17 protein-coding genes are annotated in these 18,453 nt (G+C 68.5%); 9 read left to right on the top strand and 8 right to left on the bottom strand.

The annotated features are described in order from the left end of the window. Positions 1-108: 108 nt before the first annotated feature. Positions 109-1,026 (bottom strand): NADP-dependent oxidoreductase, encoded by a 918-nt coding sequence (locus MMF94_RS36145; protein WP_241041970.1) that lies wholly within the window; start codon positions 1,024-1,026, stop codon positions 109-111. Positions 1,027-1,147: 121 nt separating this feature from the next. Between MMF94_RS36145 and MMF94_RS36140 the strand changes: the two genes are divergently transcribed. Both MMF94_RS36140 and MMF94_RS36135 read left to right on the top strand, forming a co-directional pair. Then, positions 1,148-1,588 (top strand): winged helix-turn-helix transcriptional regulator, encoded by a 441-nt coding sequence (locus MMF94_RS36140; protein WP_241041969.1) that lies wholly within the window; start codon positions 1,148-1,150, stop codon positions 1,586-1,588. Between the two features lie 100 nt (positions 1,589-1,688). Continuing rightward, positions 1,689-2,504 carry an LLM class flavin-dependent oxidoreductase gene (locus MMF94_RS36135; protein WP_277398901.1) on the top strand — a complete coding sequence of 272 codons (816 nt, stop codon included), beginning with the start codon at positions 1,689-1,691 and terminating at the stop codon, positions 2,502-2,504. A 4-nt stretch (positions 2,505-2,508) separates the two neighbouring features. On the opposite strand, the gene nth is transcribed toward MMF94_RS36135, so the two are convergent. Continuing rightward, the gene (gene nth, locus MMF94_RS36130) at positions 2,509-3,324 is read right to left on the bottom strand and encodes an endonuclease III (protein ID WP_379660571.1); all 816 of its coding nucleotides are present in this window, start codon (positions 3,322-3,324) and stop codon (positions 2,509-2,511) included. Between the two features lie 71 nt (positions 3,325-3,395). Continuing rightward, complete coding sequence (locus MMF94_RS36125; protein ID WP_241041966.1) at positions 3,396-4,151, bottom strand: SLC13 family permease; 756 nt, start codon at positions 4,149-4,151, stop codon at positions 3,396-3,398. 130 nt (positions 4,152-4,281) lie between these two features. Here MMF94_RS36125 and MMF94_RS36120 point away from each other — a divergent pair, with 130 nt between their 5' ends. The 4 genes from MMF94_RS36120 to MMF94_RS36105 all read left to right on the top strand — a co-directional run bounded on the left by MMF94_RS36120 (position 4,282) and on the right by MMF94_RS36105 (position 7,760). Further along, on the top strand, positions 4,282-4,743 hold the full coding sequence (locus tag MMF94_RS36120) for a histone-like nucleoid-structuring protein Lsr2 (RefSeq protein ID WP_277398900.1): 462 nt from the start codon (positions 4,282-4,284) through the stop codon (positions 4,741-4,743). A gap of 440 nt (positions 4,744-5,183) precedes the next feature. Beyond that, positions 5,184-6,032: an oxidoreductase gene (locus MMF94_RS36115; RefSeq protein WP_241041965.1), complete on the top strand. Its 849-nt coding sequence runs from the start codon at positions 5,184-5,186 to the stop codon at positions 6,030-6,032. After that, entirely contained in the window at positions 6,032-6,646 is a 615-nt protein-coding gene (locus MMF94_RS36110) for a TetR/AcrR family transcriptional regulator (protein ID WP_241041964.1), read from the top strand. The genes MMF94_RS36115 and MMF94_RS36110 overlap by 1 nt, the downstream gene beginning before the upstream one ends. A gap of 280 nt (positions 6,647-6,926) precedes the next feature. Then, the gene (locus MMF94_RS36105; protein WP_241041963.1) at positions 6,927-7,760 is read left to right on the top strand and encodes an SAM-dependent methyltransferase; all 834 of its coding nucleotides are present in this window, start codon (positions 6,927-6,929) and stop codon (positions 7,758-7,760) included. Positions 7,761-7,808: 48 nt separating this feature from the next. Here MMF94_RS36105 and MMF94_RS36100 read toward each other — a convergent pair whose 3' ends face one another. The 5 genes from MMF94_RS36100 to MMF94_RS36080 form a co-directional block, all read right to left on the bottom strand. Next, on the bottom strand, positions 7,809-8,702 hold the full coding sequence (locus tag MMF94_RS36100) for an SDR family NAD(P)-dependent oxidoreductase (RefSeq protein WP_241041962.1): 894 nt from the start codon (positions 8,700-8,702) through the stop codon (positions 7,809-7,811). 140 nt (positions 8,703-8,842) lie between these two features. Further along, a complete protein-coding gene (locus MMF94_RS36095) occupies positions 8,843-10,078 on the bottom strand; it encodes a Dyp-type peroxidase (RefSeq protein WP_241041961.1) in 1,236 nt (411 codons plus the stop codon). Positions 10,079-10,165: 87 nt separating this feature from the next. Then, positions 10,166-12,244 (bottom strand): iron uptake transporter permease EfeU, encoded by a 2,079-nt coding sequence (gene efeU, locus MMF94_RS36090; protein WP_241042024.1) that lies wholly within the window; start codon positions 12,242-12,244, stop codon positions 10,166-10,168. A gap of 168 nt (positions 12,245-12,412) precedes the next feature. Further along, positions 12,413-13,612, bottom strand: coding sequence for a copper resistance D family protein (locus MMF94_RS36085; protein WP_241041960.1), 1,200 nt, complete (start codon positions 13,610-13,612; stop codon positions 12,413-12,415). Between the two features lie 117 nt (positions 13,613-13,729). Beyond that, positions 13,730-14,656, bottom strand: coding sequence for a MurR/RpiR family transcriptional regulator (locus MMF94_RS36080; protein WP_277398899.1), 927 nt, complete (start codon positions 14,654-14,656; stop codon positions 13,730-13,732). Between the two features lie 339 nt (positions 14,657-14,995). On the opposite strand from MMF94_RS36080, the gene MMF94_RS36075 reads away from it, so the two are divergent. Genes MMF94_RS36075 through MMF94_RS36065 form a run of 3 tightly spaced genes read left to right on the top strand, consistent with a single transcriptional unit; the run spans position 14,996 to position 18,452 of the window. After that, the gene (locus MMF94_RS36075; RefSeq protein WP_241041958.1) at positions 14,996-16,639 is read left to right on the top strand and encodes an ABC transporter substrate-binding protein; all 1,644 of its coding nucleotides are present in this window, start codon (positions 14,996-14,998) and stop codon (positions 16,637-16,639) included. 2 nt (positions 16,640-16,641) lie between these two features. Next, positions 16,642-17,595 (top strand): ABC transporter permease, encoded by a 954-nt coding sequence (locus MMF94_RS36070; RefSeq protein WP_241041957.1) that lies wholly within the window; start codon positions 16,642-16,644, stop codon positions 17,593-17,595. Beyond that, entirely contained in the window at positions 17,592-18,452 is an 861-nt protein-coding gene (locus MMF94_RS36065; protein ID WP_241041956.1) for an ABC transporter permease, read from the top strand. The genes MMF94_RS36070 and MMF94_RS36065 overlap by 4 nt, the downstream gene beginning before the upstream one ends. The last annotated feature ends 1 nt before the right edge of the window (position 18,453 follow it).

Raw genomic sequence — 18,453 nt, 5'->3', positions numbered from 1 at the left:
CACGGTAATTCTTGTTTGCTCCAGGTCGGCACGTCAAATTCGCGCCGCGAATGATCGTCAACGAAATCTTGCCTAGGTTGCCGGCGTGATGGATGCGTGAGCGAACGGTCAGGGCTTGAGCACATAGCGACCGCGAATCCCGCCCTTGGCAACAGCCCGGTGGGCGTCGGCGACCTGGTCCAGCGGCACGACTGCGTGCACTCGGGTCGGCAGCTCGCCGGATGCGGCCCGGGCGAGCAGGTTGCCGAGTCGAGGGCTGTCGGGGTGCGCCACCACGGCGTGGACGGTGATCCCGCGCTCCGTGGCAGGCACGGCGCTCGGCTGGACGCCGACGAAGGCTCCGCCATCGCGGACCAGAGCGAGGCCGCGCTCCTGTAGCGCCGCACCGTCGGCGACCGCGTCCCAGCCCGGTTCGGCGTGCGTGGTGAAGTCGGCGCCGAGGCTGCGGACGAACTCCTCGTCCTCAGCTCTGGCCAGACCGGTCACGTGCCAGCCGCGGTCCTGTGCAAGCGAGGCGAGGTATGCCCCGACTGCGCCGGCCGCGCCGGTCACCAGCAGCCTGTTGCCGTCGGTGGGCGCGTCGCCGAGCAGGTCGACGATCTGGGCCGCAGCCAGCCCGTTGAGCGGGACTGTCGACGCCGCGGCCAGGTCCAGCCCGTCGGGCACGACGGCGAGATCGGCGGCCGCCACCACGAGCTGCTCGGCGTAGGTACCGAAGTCCCGGTCGAAGCCGGCGACCACGCCGGCTGTGCGGGTGCCGACAGCCAGGTCCACCCCCTCGCCGGTGGCGACGACAGTGCCGGCGAAGTCCCAGCCCAGACCGGTGTGCTCGGGCTGGTTGACCAGTCCCATCGCGTGAAAACGGCCGCCCGCGACCCCCAGGTCGACGGGATTGACGGACGCGGCGGCGATCTCGACCCGGACCTCGCCCGGCCCGGGCTCGACGACGGGAACGTCGATGATCTCGATCGAGCCGGGTCCGCCCGGGGTGCGGACGGCGGCGGTGCGGAAGGTGGACGTCCTCATGGTCTCGCTCCGGAAGGCTTGTGTTCGGCGTTGTCGCACATCACTGTGGATGGGTAACTCTCCGATGGGGAGTGCGCACTTCGAAGTGCGTTAGTCACCCCCCGGTATGAAGGAACGGTCGATGCCAACGCTCACGGCGGCCCAGAAACGGGCACAGGCACGGTCGGACTACGACGCGTTCCTGGCGGGATGCCCCAGCCGCCGGCTGCTCGATCGGATCTCCGACAAGTGGGTCGCGCTGATCCTGGCCGCGCTCGGCGGCGACGGCCCGCACCCTGGCCGCGACGGCGTCGGCGAGCCGCGGGCGATGCGCTACTCCGAGCTGTCCCGCCGACTGGCCGGGGTCAGTCAGAAGATGCTCACCCAGACCCTGCGCTCCCTCGAGCGGGACGGCCTGGTCACCCGCACTGTGACGCCGACCGTGCCGGTCACGGTCACCTACGAGCTGACCGACCTCGGTCTCTCGCTCCACGACCTGATGCGCGGCATCAAGGAGTGGGCCGAGGCGCACATGGACGAGGTGCTCGACAATCGCGAGGAGTACGACGGCCGCGTCGGCTGAACGACCGGTGATCCGCCCGTGACGCCGGCGCTGGGCGGACTGCCTGACCAGCATGCAGCAGCGGGGAATGCCGTGGCGCCATGGGCGGTTCGGGTGATTTGTGCGCTATGGAATCTACGTACCATCGTTCGGTCCATACGGCGATCCAGGAGTCCTTCGTGACCTGGCGATCGCTGCGGAGGCGTCCGGCTGGCACGGCTTCTTCATGTGGGACCTGATCACCCCCGACGAGTACGACCCACCGGTCGCCGATCCGTGGGTCGTGCTCGCTGCGATTGCGCAGGCCACCACCACGATCCAGCTCGGCCCGATGGTCGTCCCCCTGCCGCGGCGGCGGCCTGCGAAGCTCGCGCTCGAGGCGAGCACGCTGCAGTCGTTGTCCGGCGGCCGGCTGATCCTCGGTCTCGGCGCGGGTGTCGGGTGGGACTACGCGAGGTTCGGTGAGTCCGCGAAGAGATCGGAGCTGGCCGCCCGGCTGGACGAGGGAGCCGCACTTCTGCACGCGCTGTTGTCGGGGGAGCCGGTCGACCACACCGGCACGTACTACCGGGCCACGGACGTCCGTTTCCCGCCCGCGGCGGTGCCCGTCTGGACGAGTGGATTCTGGCCGCGGAAGGGTCCGGTTCGCGCTGCGCGGGGAGCCGATGGGCTGTTCCCGCAGATTCGCGACGAGGCCGACGACTTCCGGCTCCCGACGCCGGATGAGGTTCGCGCGATCCGCGGCGAGTTCGTGGCTGCCGGCGGCCGATGCGACGGCGACCTCGCGATCTGGTCGCCGAGCGAGAAAGCCGCTCCCGACGCCCGGTGCGCGGTGGAGTACGAGGACGCGGGCGTCACGTGGTGGTTCCAGGACGGGTCGGAGCTCTCACCGGACGAGCTGCACGCGCGTATCGCTGCGGGACCGCCCAGCAGCTGACGGTTCAGGCATCAGGCGGATCAGCGACGATCCCGCTCAATGCCAATATGTGCGCCTTCTCGGGGCCTGTCACCAACGTGGCTGCACGATCGGGGTCGGTCGGTCCTGCGCCGAAGGACGGGCAGTCGTCGCGCACCGGGCACACCCCGCACGCGGGGTTGCGGGAATGACATACACGTCGGCCGTGCACGATCACTCGGTTGGATAGCGTGGTCCATTGTTCCCGTGGAACCAGGTGGCCGATCGCCTGCTCGACGTTGGCCGGATCCTCCTCGGCGGTCCATCTCCAGCGGCGCACGACCCGGCCGAAGTGGGTATCCACCGTGATCCCCGGGACACCGAAGGCGTTTCCGAGGATGACGTTCGCCGTCTTGCGTCCGATCCCAGGAAGAGTGACCAGCGCGTCCATCGTGTTCGGCACCTCGCCGCCGAACTTTTCTTCGATCGCGGCGCCGAGACCCATCAACGAGCTGGCCTTGTTGTGGAAGAAGCCCGTGGGGTGGATCAGATCTTCCAGTTCCGCGCGGTCGGCGTGAGCATAATCGGCAGCGGTGCGGTACCGCGAGAACAGCGCTGGGGTCACCTCGTTCACCCGGCTGTCCGTTGCCCGGGCGGACAGGACGGTGGCCACGGCCAACTCGAGTGGAGTGGTGAAATCGAGCTCCCAGCGCGCGTCCGGATAGGCGTGCGCCACGACGTCGATCATGCGTCGTACCCGCTGGGACAGAGCCGTATCCCCTTCTGACGTCGCGGGGAGCGGTTGTTGTCCTTTCCTGCGACTCGATCTCGCGTTGGCAGGCTGTTTCTCTCGCTCTGTCATGATCGTCCTCCGCGGGCATCGGCTGCTCAGGCCATCACACCCAGCCACGTTATGCCTTTGACCGGCGGCCCTCACCACCAGCTGAAGGCGAGCCAGGCGAGGAGGGGGCTACCACGACGGAGACGATTCCGTAGGCGAGCAACTGGCGGGCCAGGCGGCGGCCGGGCCGATGGGTCAGCTGCGCCGAGGATCAGTCCTCCGGTGATCCCGAGGGGGTTGATGTCGACGAGCACCGACGCCAGCGCGAGTGCGAGCACGCCGCCGACGGGGGAGAGCCCATCGGCGACGAGCGCGGGCAGCAGCGGCATGACGGTCACGAACACCGCGATGGAGCTGGCGGCGAACGACGTGATGCCGGCTATGTAGCACAGCACGAGCAGGCTGAGGGCGGGCGACCCGTGGACCTGCAGCATGTCGTTGAGCTGCTTGAAAGCGCCCAGATGCTGCATCAGGCCGACGTAGGTCAACAGGCCGCCGATCAGCAGCACGACACCCCATGGCATTCGGGACACGATCGCGTCCGACTCCGACCGGAGTGCCAACAGCAGGATGACGGTCGCGGTGAGCCCGAGGTAGCCGACGTTGATGTCGAAGCCCACCGAGAGCAGGACGACGGCGACCAGACACCCGACGGTCAGGGAGCGGGCACCACGTGTCGCTGTTCTGGCCGCGGGCGCGGTGGTAACGGTTCCAGACGACCCGACACAAGTCAGGAACGCATCGGTCTCTGAGAAAATTCGCGCGGCGGGTCGGTCGGCGGCCCGAACACGAACTTCCGCACCCGCCGGTGGGTCTTCACCCGCGCCGGCGGGCCAGGTGTGGGGCATCCAGCTTCTCTGTTGAGCGGCCGAACCGGAACGGGCATGAGGCCGGGGGTGGGTTCCGCGTTTCTCGGGTGCCGCCGAGCCCTCGAAGGCAATCCTGGTTTGACATTTCATGATCAGCGTGGAGAATTGAGTGGCCCTTGATGGATTTCATGGTTGGAAGTGCGAGATGGCAAGGGTCACGCAAGTAACGCTCGTCGACGACCTGGACGGTGGCGTGGCTGATAGCTCCGTCGCCTTCGGTCTCGACGGCAAGAACTTCGAGATCGATCTGAGCGCGAAGCGCGCCGCGGAGCTGCGGAGCATTCTGGCTCCGTATGTCGGTGCAGCCCGACGCGCCGGCGGCACCACGGTTCGCCGCCAGCGCGCCGCCGCCTCGTCCCCGCGCCGCGGGGATACCTCGGCAATTCGGGAGTGGGCTGCCGCTCACGGTCATCACGTGTCGGCTCGTGGTCGTATCTCGGCCGCGGTGATCAAGGCGTATGAGAGCCGGGAAAGCGCGGCGGCAGCACCTGTGACTGTTGACGCGGTCGAGGCTGACGCCAAGCCGAAGCGTCGGTCCCGCAAGAAGGTTGCGGACCCGTTCGGGGCCTAGGCAGCCGGCTGATCTCAGCTCGGGTCTGACGAGGGTCACCGGCGCCGATTCCGTGCCGTAGCGGCCGGGACGTCGCCGCCCTGACCTCCCTCGTCAGCGCTCACTCCTGCCCGCGTCACCCGGCTGCGGGCGATCTCGGTGATCCAGTCGCATGAGGACTTTGTCGATGCAGTCGCCATCGTCGACGTTCGAAGCGCATCGCTGGTTGGCGGCTGGTACGAGACCGCGCAGGTGAACGCCACGGCCGAGCCGTAGGTGCGGTCGAACCAGCGGCCGCGGCGCCACCCGACACCGCTTTCGCCGCGGTGCTGTCGTCGTCGCGCGACACGTCGACACCGAGGCGCCGTCATAGTCTGCACGACGACGAGAAAAATCGACGTGGTGTAGATTCTGTGGTGGGGGAGCAGTCCGGCTCCTCTCGAGTTCTCTCTGGAGGAGCAGTGCAGAAGCAGACGTGGCTGGTCACAGGCGTCAGCGCGGGCCTCGGGCGCGCCTTCGCCCAAGCCGCCTTGGCCGTCGGGCACACCGTCGTGGGAACGGTCCGCTCCGAGGAGGACCTGCGAGCCTTCGAAGGGCTCGAACCTGGGTCCGCTCACGGCCGCATCCTGGATGTGACTGACGCCGACGTCGTGTCGAGCGTGGTCGCGGAGGTCGAGCAGAGCGTCGGCCCTCTGGATGTCGTGGTCGCCAACGCCGGCTACGGCCTGGAGGGCACCTTCGAGGAAACCCCGCTGGCCGAGGTGCGACGGCAGTTCGAGGTCAACGTATTCGGCGCAGTGGCCACCCTGCAGGCGGCGCTGCCCCACATGCGTCGGCGCCGCCGCGGGCACCTGATGGCCGTCACCTCCATGGGCGGGCTCATGGCCGTGCCCGGCATGTCCGCCTACTGCGGCAGCAAGTTCGCCCTGGAAGGCATCCTCGAAGCACTGGGCAAGGAGGTCGCACAGTTCGGGATCCACGTGACGGCGATCGAGCCCGGCTCGTTCCGCACCGACTGGGCCGGACGGTCCATGACGCGCGCCACGAGGTCCATCGACGACTATGACGAGTTGTTCACCCCCATTCGTGAAGCGCGGCAGAAGGCAGACGGGAACCAGCTGGGCAATCCGGCCAGGGCCGGGGACGCCGTCGTGCACATCGCGTCGGTCGACCGGCCGCCGGCCCACCTCGTGCTGGGCTCGGACGCGCTGCGCCTGGTCACCGCCGCGCGCACGGCCGTGGACGAGGACATCCGCGCATGGGAGACGCTCTCCCGTACGACCGACTTCGCCGAGGGCGCTCAACTCTGATGCCCGATAACCACCCCGCGCGGCGCCGACGCACCGCCGAACGCAAGGGCGATGTCCGGGAGCGGGCCATTCTGGACACCTGCGAAGCGCTGCTAGCGGAAAAGGGCTACGACGCGATGGCCGTCGGCGACATCGCTCAGGGTGCCGGCATCACACGTGGCGCCCTGTATTTCTACTTCGGCTCCAAGCAAGAAGTCGTCACGGCGCTCGTGGCCCGGACCGTCGAGCACCTGTGGGAGCGCTCCCGGGTCACTGCGGAGACCGACGATCCGCGCCGGGCCATCGCGGCGGCCATGCAGCGCACGGTCGAACTGTGGAACGAGCACGGCCTGGTCATGCGGACGGCGATCGACCTGTCATTGGCCGTACCGGAGATCGGCGAGCTATGGGGCCATACAGCTGACTTGTTCATCGCGGCCATCACCGCTGTCCTGGAACGGGCCGGTGTTCAGGCCGGCACCGAACCGGAACAAGCGTCAGCGATGGCACGCGCCCTGTGCTGGATGATCGAGCGGACCTTCTACCACGCCTCGCAAGAATCCCGCGAGACGTTGCAAGGGGCGTCGTCGACCTGCGAGCACATCTGGCTGATCAGCGCCGGACTGACCGCCTGACCCAACTGGCAACGGTGACGGTCGAGGACCGGGATGTCGGACGATCTCGACGTCGCCAACCAGCTGAAAGCCGCCGGTTGGGCGCTACCGCGGTGGGCCCCACCCAGCCGATGCCGGGCGAGCGGGACGCCTACACCACGTCCAACCTCAGGCCCGGGATGCGAGTTCTGAGCAGTTAGGTATGCGTAGTATCACCCGTGCCGTGATCATGAGTATTGGCTGCGGACGACGGGAACGGAGCTGCTCAGATGACACATCCCGAGCGCCACGAGGTGAACCGGTGAGCGTCCCGGAGGCATGGCGCGGGGCCCACGGAAAGCCGGTCGCGCTGCCGGCGGAGATCGACATCACCGTCCCGTCGGTGGCACGGGGATACGACTACGCGCTCGGCGGCAAGAACAACTTCGAGGTCGACCGGATCGCGGCCGATGGGCTCACCAAGGTCTTCCCCGGAACGGTGCCGCTCGCCCTCGACAACCGCGCGTTCCTGCGCCGCGGGGTCCGGTACCTGGTGGCCGAGGCGGGCATCCGTCAGATCGTCGACATCGGCTCGGGCCTGCCCAGCGCGGGCAACGTGCACGAGATCGCCCACGACATCGACCCGCAGGTGCGGGTGGTCTACGTCGATATCGATCCGATCGTGCTCGCGCACGGCCGCGCCCTCCTGGCCGACAACAACACCACCACGGTGATCCAGGCCGACGCGGCCGACCCGGGGTCGATCCTCGACCATCCCGAGACGAGGCAGTTCATCCACCCCGACGAGCCGTTCGCGGTGCTGATGGCGGGAATCCTGCACCACCTGCCCGACAGCAAGGACCCAGCCGGCGTCGCCCGGTATGTCAAGGAGCGGATGTCGCCCGGAAGCTACCTGCTGGTCAGCAACTTCCTCGACGACGACGACCCGCGTGCCCGCGAGATGGACGCGAAGATGGAGTCCGTGTTCGGCACCGGTCGGTTCCGCACGTGGGTCGAGCACACGGCGTACTTCGAGGGCTTGGAGATGGTCGAGCCGGGGCTGGTTTATGCCAACGAGTGGCGTCCCGACGAGCTGACGGACAGCGAGAACGAGTGGACCACGTTCCTGAGCGGTGGGATCGGCCGGAAGGCGTGAACGCCGAGCGTTGATCTGACGACGCGGGCTGCGTCCGCGGACAGACGATCAGCGGCCGTGAGCGCAAGCAAGGTCGACCGGGAGGCCGACCAGCGCGGCGCTTTCGCTCCACAGGCGATCCGTGCGGGCGGGGTCGGTCGTGTGCGATGCCGTCTCGACGGCTCGACGGTCGACGAAGAAGCGGCCGGTGACGCCGTCGACATCCGGTGAGGTCGCGAGCCACGCCGGGGTGTCGGCTCCGGTGTCGGGGTCGGGGAGATCGGCGGGGTCGAACCGGAATCTCTCGGCGACCAATGCAGTAAGGCCCGGCACCTCGCGGCTGAGCCCGGTGCCACCGATGATGCCCGGATGTGCCCCGTTGACGGTGATGCCGGTGCCGTCGAGCCGGTGGGCGAGCGCGTAGACGAACATCACGTTCATGTTCTTGGTGCGCCCGTACGCGTAGAACGGTCGCAGCTCCACCGGTTCGCCGAGGTGCTCGGGCCGGCTGAACATGAGGTCGTCGAGGTCGACAGGTGAGCGGGCGAGCGAGACGGGCTCCGCGCCGACGACGACGAACCGGGCTCGCCGCCCGCGCAGCGCCTCGGCCAGCCGGCGCATCAGGACGTAGGGGGCGAGATGGTTGACCATCAGGACCCGCGGCACCCCGTCGGGCGTGCGCCGATCCAGTGGCGCGACGAGCGCCGCGTTGCTGATGACGACGCCCGGCGGGGGTGCCTCGGAGAGGCGGTCGGCGAGTTCGCGCACCTCGTCGAGCCTGGCGAGATCGGCCTGTTCGAGCTCGAGATCCGCGTCCGAGATCGCTCCGACGATCCGATCGCGGGCTGATCGCAGGCGTGCATCGTCGCGGCCCACGAGCACGACCGTCAGCCCCTCGCCGGCAAGTCGTCGCGCGATCGCCTCTCCGATGCCGTTCGTCGAGCCCGTCACGATGGCCCTCACGCAGCCTCCCTTGCTGGTTGACGACGTCAACCTAACCGGCAGGGTTGACGCAGTCAACCTGCCGTAAGGTTGCCGGATACCTCCGGGAACGCGCGATGCGCTGCTGGACGCGGCCGAGGCGCAGTGAACGGGCCACGTTTTTACGAGAGCAGTTCGCGCGCGTACCAGTCACCGGAATCTGCGACCCCGGGCAGCGCGTAGAAGTAGCCCCCGCCGAACGGCTGGACGTAGTCGATCAGGGGTTCGTCGATGAGCCGGGTCTGGATCGTCTCGAACTGGCGGTGCACGTCCTGCTGGTAGGCGACGAAGATGTGCCCGGCCTGGATGTTGCCATTCGGATCGACGCCGAGGTCGTAGTTGTAGGAGCGCCGGATGATTCGCTGGTTCTCCGACGCGTCGGTGCGCGGGTTGGCCAGGCGGATATGTGCATCGAGGGGGATGACGTCGCCCTGGGGGTCGGCCGCGTAGTTCGGGGTGTCGAACTCGTTGTTGCCGTCGAGCGGGGCGCCGCTGTCGCGACGACGACCGAACATGTTCTCCTGTTCGTTGATGGAGACCCGGTCCCAGAACTCGACCAGCATCCGGATCAGCCGGACCACCTGGTAGGAGCCTCCGCGGGCCCAGCCCGGCTCGGCGGGGTCGTCCACCCAGACCAGCTCGCCGGCTTCGGGGGCGACGGGGTTGGCGGTCCCGTCCTTGAAACCCAGCAGGTTGCGTGACGTGCCGGACGGCCGTGGCGGCGAGTTGTAGCCCTCGATCTTCCACCGCAGTTGCATGCCACCGCGGGTGTGCTTGGCGATGTCACGGATCGCGTGGTGGACGACGTCGGGGTGATTGGCACAAAGTTGCAGTGACAGGTCGCCGTGCAACCAGGCCGGATCGGGCGAGTCGTTCGGGAAGACCTTCATCGGCGTCAGCCTGCGCGGTTGCTGACCGACCAGGCCGAATCGGCTGTCGAACAGGCTCGAGCCGAGGCCGACGGTGACGGTCAGGCCATCGGCAGGCATTCCCGGGCCGAGCACGTCGCTGTCCGAGGGCGGTTGCGAGACGCCCAGGTCCGGTGGGGTACCGCCGGCGGTGAGCAGCCGCGCCCGACCGGTGAGCGTCTTCATCAGGCCCACCAGGTCCGGTTTCGCGGTGCCCGGCACGACGTCGTAGGAGACGAACACCGAGTAGTCCTGCTTGTTCTGGGGGCCCGGGGTGAGAATGCCTGCTTGGTGCTGACCGTGGAACGGGTAGGAGGCTTCGACCTGCGGAGCGCCGGTGGCCGGGGCGGCGTCGGCCTGCGCTCCCTCGATCAGCACGCCGCCGACCAGCGCGGTGCCGGCAGCACCCGCGGCGGCGCCCTTGAGGAAGCTGCGCCGGCTCACATTCATGCGGGACCCCGATCGTCCATCGTGACTGGTTTCATGGGCCCTCCGATCGGGTTCTCGTCGGTGGCCGTGGTCCGGCCACGGGGTGCGTCAATGGCTGGGTGGGACCTCGAGCAGGTCGGGTTCGATCGACAACGACTCCAGCACCGCGCCGATCGCGGCGTCCACGCGCTGCCGAGCCGCCGGTGGCACCGCGCTGACGGGCTGCCACCGGCCGTCCGCCCGGGTGGCGAACAACGCCGCCTGCAAGCTGTCGAGCTGCGTGGTGATCGTCGGGACCAACGTCGGCATGCGGGCGTCGATCAGTCCGGAGACCTCGCCCAGGACGGTGCGGGTCGCTTCCGTGTCGGCCTCGGTCTCCGCGTAGGCCATGCCCGATCCCTCGTCGTCGATCCCCGACAGGTGATCACGCAGGGCGTCCTCGAGGATCTCGTGCACTCGCAGCGTGAGGTTGGTCGGGTCGCCGGCCTCGTCGTCGGTGGTGAGCTTCTGCTGCACGGTGCGGACGTCGGTTGCCAGCTGGTCCACCACGGGCAGCAGCGACGCGGGGCTCCGGCCGTGGTAGAGGCCGTACTCGATCCTGTGCAGCCCGGTGAAGCCGGGGTCGTTCACCCCTGCGGGCAGGCCGTCCGGAAGTCCGTCGACGGCGGTCCCCTCGTCGCCGAAGCTGTCGTATGAGGCGCCGACGCGTTCCCAGTCCAGCTGCGCCGCGAGCCAGGCCGCGTCGGCGGCCGGCACGTTTCCAGCGGCGAGGTCGGTGCGAAGCTCGTCGATGTCGCCGGTCAGGGTGACCAGTTCCCGGGCGGCGTAGGCCTGGTACTGCGTGTTCGGTCCGGTCAGGTCGTCGAGGGTGACGGGCTTGACGGCCGTCGTCGTTGTCGAACTCTGCGTCCCGGACACCTGGACCGGGTTGCCGTGGATCGTTCCGCCGGACATCAGGCAGACGAAGCTGTACTGCCCCGGCCCGAGCGTGGCCGACATGTCGGCGCTCGTGGCCGGTCCGATGGTTTCGATCTCGGCGACCACGCCACCGGAGGAGTTGTCGAGGTTGATCTCGCCGGCCTCGGCGGACTTGTTGTCCACCTCGAACGTCTGGGTGCCCGTGTGCCCGGACGCCCACTCACGTCCGCAGCCGTCCTTCGTCACTGTGACCTCCGTCGTCGACGCGGACGCGCTGCCCGTCGGCAGCGCGACGATCACCAGCGCCGCGACCACGATGGGCACCACCACCAGCACGCCCGCCACCGGCCACGGCCGCCCCGCGGCAAGTCGCTCCCACCGGCCCGGCCCTCGTGCCTCGCCGCCTGCCGGGGCCGCGGCCGGGGCGGCGCCGGGGTCCAGATCGGTGCGGAGGAACACGGGGATCACGACCGCCAGGTACGCGACCCATGCGACCACCTGCAGGACGGTCATTCTCGGCGCCAGGTCGGTGACCCCACTGATGATCGAGACCCACCACGAGTTCGGATCCACGTGCCCGGTCAGGTCGAAGGCGACCCAGCGTTGCCCCGAAAGCCAGCCGGCGTCCTGGAGATCGCCGAGCCCGTAGGACAGCACTCCGGCGGCGATCACGATCAGCGCGATTGCCGTCCGGTTGAAGAACTTCCCGAGATCGAGTCGGATCGCCCGCTCGTACAGCAGCCAGCACAGCAGCACCGCCGCGGCCAAGCCGACCGCGGCACCGATCACAGGCGCTACGGTGGACCCCGACGCCTTCACCGCCGTCCAGATGAAGAGAGTGGTCTCCAACCCCTCGCGCCCCACGGCGAGAAACGCGGTGACGGTCAACGCGCCCGCGCCGACCGCCACAGCGCGCGCGACCTCTCCGCGCAGCTGCGCCGTGAGCGTCCGGGCGGTGCGGCGCATCCAGAGCACCATCCCGGTCACCAGGCCGACCGCCAGCACGCTCAGCAGGCCACCGACGGCCTCCTGGACCGAGGACGAGAGCACGTTCGTCGCGTAGGTCAACACTGTGGCGAATCCGGCCGCGACCATGACCGCACCGAGCACCCCGAGCCATATCGCCGACGACGAGATCCGGCGGCGCCCGGACGTGCCGGCGGCGTCGTTGGCCTGACGCAGTGCGGCCAGCAGAATGCTGACGACCAAACCCGCTTCCAGACCCTCTCGCAGCCCGATCAGCAGATTCGGAATGGCGTCGGCCCACATCACGATTTCAGGCTAGCCTCACCTAAATGATCAGCAGCCGCGGTGCCGGTGATGTGGCGCTCAATCCTGATACTGCACGCGGGGAAAGGTCCTGATCGAGCATATTGCATGAATGCACGACATAATGCCGATTGATTCCGGTTCGGCGTGCACCGGAGGGTGGCCCGCTCAGCTCCCCGCGAGGTCGGCCGTAGTCGCAGCCGTGGGTCCGCCGATGAGCCGATCGGAGATCTTGGCCGTGGTGACGAGGGAGATCGCGACCGCGGCGATCAGGACGAGCCCGACGGTGATCACGCCGCCGTCGACGACAGGTGTCTCGGAGCCGGTCTCGGCCCTGGCCGACCCGGTGAGGAATGCGAGCACGAACAGCACGCCGACGCCGAGGATCGATTCCACGGCGACGAGCCTCGGGAACACGCGCACGGCGAGTCGGAACACCGAGTCGTCCGCACCGGCGGCCCGGGCTCTGGCGATCCGCGGCATCAGGAGAAACTCGTTCACTCCGCCGATTGCGACCATGGTGGATACCAAGGAGACCTTCACCAGTAGGAGTCGTCCGAACTCGGTGGTGACAAGGTCGCCGATGCTGCCGACGTACTTCCACGCCAGCCATGACCCGCTGACCACCATGCAGCCCACCGCTGTCAGCGCGACGACGCTGTACCGCGACCAGATCTGTCCCCATACGACTCCGGCGTGCGGGGTGAGGCGGCGGTGGACCGCGGCCAGAAGTGCGAGCGTCGCGATCCCGCCGACCCACGTGGATACCGCGAGCACGTGCACGTGGTTCATCACGCCGTCGAGGACACTGTCGAATGTCTCCGCTGTGGGATCGGTGGGCAGCCACGTGACGGCGTACGCGAGGAAGGCGACGACGTATGCTGCGCCCGCCACCCGGCCGGTGCGCGGATGCAGGCGACTGCTCCAGAGAAGGATGAGGAGTGCGGCCGACACGGCCCATGTTGCGTACTGGACCGTGGTCTGAGCGCCGATCGACATCCACTCGCCGGGCTGGGCGGGCTTCATCAGATAGGCGAGGAGCTTCGGCGGGAGCACCGCTTCGGAGAACGGGATCTCCTCGCCCTTGACCCTGGCTGCTTTCCCGGCGAGCTGCAGGTAGAGCCCGATCAGGAACCACGTGCCGATCGCGGCCAGCGTCAGCGCGGCCCGGCGACGCAGGACGTCGCGGTCGGCCGGGGCCACGGAGGGGCGAGCCAGTACGGGACCGACCACCAGCACGTACGCGAGGCTCCCGCCGAACGTCCCGAACAGGCCGACGAAGTAGACGACCATCGTGATGACCCGCCACGGCGCCGGCGTCGGGTTCGGATCGGCCGCCGCGAGTTGCGTCAACACCTGGGACAGCACCGCTTGCCTCCTCAGAAGTTCGAGTGGAGGCAAGGTAGCTGATACTACGAAGAGTGCAACAGAAGTAGTAGCTGCTACGACGAAGTCGCCACTCGCTTCACCGGGACGCCAGGCTCGTCACGGTGCGGTGTCCTTCGCTGCGCGCCGCGGACGGCGTGCCGGCCGCTTGCGCGGTTCGGATTGCGTCAGGGTGGAACGCAGTGAGTTGAGCAGCTCGGACGTGTTCGTGGATCGATCGCGATCCCGCGCGGCGACGGCGAGCGCCAGGCAGTCGGTGAGCAGGAGCGCGCTGAGCGCCTCGCCGGTGAGGCCGGATCCGGAATGCACGGCGGTCAAGGTCAGTGAGACTCGATCGGCCAGGACCGGCAGCAGTGAGTCGGAGAACAGCATCACGGAGGCGCCCACCGCTTGTGCGTGATCGAGCAGCACGAAGACGTCGTTGATCAAGCGGCCGGGCACGTAGAGGACCACGACATCGGACTGCTGGATGCCCAGCAGGTCGTCGGCCAGCAGGAACCCCGTGGCGGTGATCTGCCGGGCCTGCCTGCCGAGCCGGCGAAGGCGGAGGGTCAGGTACTGCGCGCTCATCTCCGACGGGCCGAGGCCGAAGCTGACGACCTCCCGGGCTCCCGTGAGCAGGTCGACGGCCGCGACGAAGTCGTCTTCCTCGATCAGCCTGCGGGTCTCGAGCAGTCGTTCGGTGGCTTCGGTGAACACGTGGTCCAGCAGGGACGTGGTTTCCTGGCCCGCCTTGTCGATCCGGCTCCTCAGCCGTGCCGAGGGTCTGGTCTTGCCGATCGCTTGGCGACCGGCTTCCCGCTTGAGCTCGGGCAGCCCGGAGTAGCCCAGAGCCTTCGCCGTGCGGATGACGGTGGCGTCGCTGGTGCCGGTGGCCGCGCCGATCTCCTCCGCCGTCGCGAAGATGATCTCCTGTCCGTGATCCCGCAGGTACTCGGCGACCCGCTGCTCGGCGGGAGGCAGGTCGCCCATCTTGCTCGTGACTCGCTCCCGCAGGGGATCGTCGTCAGGCGGAGTGGTTGTCAAAGTGGAGGTTGATTTTCTTCTCGTTGTGGCTACGATCGCCGTAGTTTCCACTACGGACATCGCAACTTGTAGGACACACTACCGTCACCTGGCGGGCGTCCGGCGGCGAGAGGATATCGCCCGACATGGCACAGAGATCGGTGCCGGTGCCGACCTCACGCGTGGTCTCACCACTGGACGACGTTCTGTTTCCGCGCCGACGCCGGTCGGCCTAGGGGAGCAATCCCAGCGGGAACGACGACGAACTCCTGCCCTTCGTGCTCGCACGAAGGGCAGGTCGGCGATCGCAACAACCCCCGCACGAATGGCAACGAGGAAGACAACGAGGTACGACCTGCCATGACAAGACACCGCCATTCCCGCCGGCTCGCCGCCGGTGCGCTCGGGTGCACGACGCTCGCGCTTCTCGCCGGTTGCGGCGGCGCGGGCGTTTCGCCGTCCCAGGTGAAGGAGAACGTGAAGCTGGTCGACAGCACCCCCGCTGCCTCCGGCCCGCTCGACAAGGCGACGTGGTTCATGCCCAAGGAGCCGGCCACCCTCGACCAGGACAACGACGCCGCCGGTGCCACCACCGACACCGTCATGGGCAACGTGTGCGAGCGCCTGGTGCAGTCTCAGCCGGATCTGACGATCGAGCCGGGGCTCGCCGAGAAGTACGAGTGGACGACCCCGAACACGCTGGTCTTCACCATCCGCCAGGGCGTTCACTTCCACAGCGGCAACGTCATGACTGCCGCCGACGTGGCGTGGAGCATGCAGCGGCACGCCGCCGACGGCGCCAACGAGTCCGACGAGTTCGTGAACGTGAGCGCCATCCAGGAGACCGGGCCCAACGAGGTCACGGTCACGATGACGCAGCCCGACGCGGTGTTCCTGAAGGCCCTGGCCGGCACGGGCGGGGTCGTCTTCGAGCGCAAGGCCGTGGAGGCGCAGGGCGACGCCTTCGGTACCCCCAGCGGTGACGACGCATGCACCGGGCCACTGGAGGTGAAGGCGTGGGAGTCGGGACGCCAGATCGTCCTGACCAAGTTCGCGGACTACTGGAACAAGGACCGCGTGTCGAAGACCGGCGAGCTCACGATCCGGTGGGCCGATGACGATGCCGTCGTCAACTCACTGCTCACCGGCGAGGCGGACGGCGCGTACCTGGAGAACATCTCGTCCGCGGCTCCGCTGGCCGCTGGGCCCAGCACGACGGTCAGCCAGGGCCCGGACACCCGGGTGTGGAACTCGATGGTCACCGAACGGGGCGGCCTCGCCGACGCGCGGCTGCGCAAGGCACTCGCGCTCGCGCTCGACCGGGACGGCGTCTCACGGTCCGCGCTGGCGGGCCTCGGGGTACCGGCCGCCGAGCCGGTCGGTCCCGGCGCGTGGGGCTACGAGGCCGAGAAGTTCCGCGCGGCGTCGGAGAAGCTGGCCGCGGGCGCGCCGGCCAAGCCGACCGAACAGAACATCGAGGCGGCGAAGAAGCTCGTCGCCGAGGTCACCGACAAGCAGCAGATCGTTGTCGCGAGCGACGGCACAACGGTGCGTGACGTGATCGCGAATGCGATCGTTGACGCAGCGAAGAAGATCGGTCTCGACGCCAGGATCATCCAGATCCCGCCCCAGCAGTACGGCGACTACTACAGCGACGCGCAGTTCCGTCAGCAGGCCGACCTGTTCACCGATGACTACTTCATCTCGAAGAACGACCCGGTCGGTTTCTACAAGAACGGTGCCTCCGACTCGACCGTCCAATGGGTGCTCAAGGACCCGGAGTACGACGCCCTCGTGAAGCAGGCACGGGCCGAGCTGGACGACGCGAAACGGGCCGACCTGTCCGTCGATCTCGCGCAGCGGTGGGCCGAGTCGATGCCGTGGCTCTCCGTGGTGCAGAGCCCGACCACGGTCGTGCTCGCGAGCGAGGTGACCGGCGTTCCTGCGTCCGGCGCGTTCCGGAACTACCCCTGGGCGGCCGACCTCGGAGCGAAGGGCAACTAGGCGTGGCGTCGGCGCTCTTGCGGCGGCTCGGGGCCATGGTCCTCACCCTGGCCCTCAGCTCGTTCATCATCTACGCAGGCATCTATGCCGCGCCGGGCGATCCGGTGACGTTCCTGATCGGCAACCCCGAGAACATCACACCGGAGCGGATCGCGGCGGTGCGCGCGGAGTACCACCTGGATCAGCCGCTGGTGGGGCAATACGCCTCGTGGGCGCAGGGCGTACTCCACGGTGACCTGGGAACGTCCTTCTTCTACCAGCAGCCGGTCTCGGACCTGCTGGCGTCGCGGCTACCGGTGACGCTGACGCTCGTGGCCATGGCCACGGTGCTGTTCGTCGTCATCGGCGTCGCGCTCGGCGTCGCCTCGGCGCTCGGCAGGGGCGGTCCGCTGGACTCGCTCATCACGAGCGCCACCACGTTCGTGAACTCCGTCCCCAACTTCGTGGTGGCGCTCGTGCTCGTGTCGGTGTTCGCGGTGCAGCTGCGCTGGTTCCCGGTGGCGGGTGACGGTGCAGGCTTCGCCGACACGCTGTACCACCTGACGCTGCCCGCGATCGCGCTCGCCCTCGGGTCGCTCGCACTCATCAGCCGCGTGACCAGGCAGACCATGGTGGAACAGCAGGCGCTGGACCACGTCGAAGCGGCCCGCAGCTACGGGCTCGGTACGCGGCTGATCGTGTCCCGCCACATCCTGCGCAACTCGCTCGGTCCCGTGATCACCATGTGCGGGCTGACCGTCGCCGGAATGCTCGCCGGAACCACCGTGATCGAGAGCGTGTTCGGCCTCAACGGGATCGGCAGCCTGCTCGTCGAATCCATCAATACCCACGATTTCGCTGTGGTACAGGCGGTTCTGCTCTACATGGTGCTCGCGTACATGGTGGTCACGATCCTGGTCGATCTGCTCTACCCACTCCTCGACCCGCGCACCTTGATAAGGAGTGACCGATCGTGACGATCGATGGCCTCCGCTCGCACTCGAAGGCCGCGGCCGGGATTCGGCGGCGTGGCTCGCGATGGCCCTTTCGGATCTGCGTCGCCATCCTGGGCGTCGCCGTCGTCGCGGCGGTGTTCGCCCCGCTCGTGGCGCCGTACGAGCCCGATGCCACCGACTTCGCCGCCATCTGGGCGCCTCCCGGCCCGGCGCACTGGCTCGGCGCCGACCAGCTCGGCAGGGACATCCTGTCCAGGGTGATCCACGGTGCGCGGCCGAGCCTGCTCGGAGCGATCGCCCTGCTGGCGTTCGCCACGGTGCTGGGCGTGCTCATCGGGGTGGTCGCCGCGTGGCGGCGTGGCTGGGTCGACACGGTGCTCGCCCGCGTCACCGATGTCATGTTCGCCTTTCCGGGATTGCTGTTCGTGGTGCTCATCATCGCGGTGTTCGATCGCGGGCCGGCCACGGCGATCATCGGAATGGGTCTGGCCTTCGCGCCCGTGATCGCCAAGTTCACCAGGGCGATTGCCCTCGAGGAGCTCGCCAGGCCGTACGTCGACGCGTACCGGCTGCAGGGGGTCGGCGGCGTCCAACTGCTCGGCAGGTACGTGCTGCCGAACCTGTTGCCCACGCTGGTCGGCTACCTCGTGGTGTTGTTCGGGGAGGGGCTGATGAGCCTGGCCGCGCTCAACTTCCTCGGGTTCGGCGCGCAGCCGCCCAGCTCCGAATGGGGCCTGATGGTGCAGGAGGGCCGGGCCGGCGTGATTCAGGGCTTCTTCGGACCCGCCATCATCCCGGGCCTCACGATCGCGATCGTGGTCGTCGCGACCAACGTCGTCGGGGTGCGCCTCTCCGACAAGCTCGCCGTGAGGACGTGAC

Origin of the sequence: Pseudonocardia alaniniphila, from assembly GCF_022524485.1 — a bacterium.
Classification (GTDB): domain Bacteria; phylum Actinomycetota; class Actinomycetes; order Mycobacteriales; family Pseudonocardiaceae; genus Pseudonocardia; species Pseudonocardia alaniniphila.
This window is presented reverse-complemented; position numbering and strand designations above follow the sequence as displayed.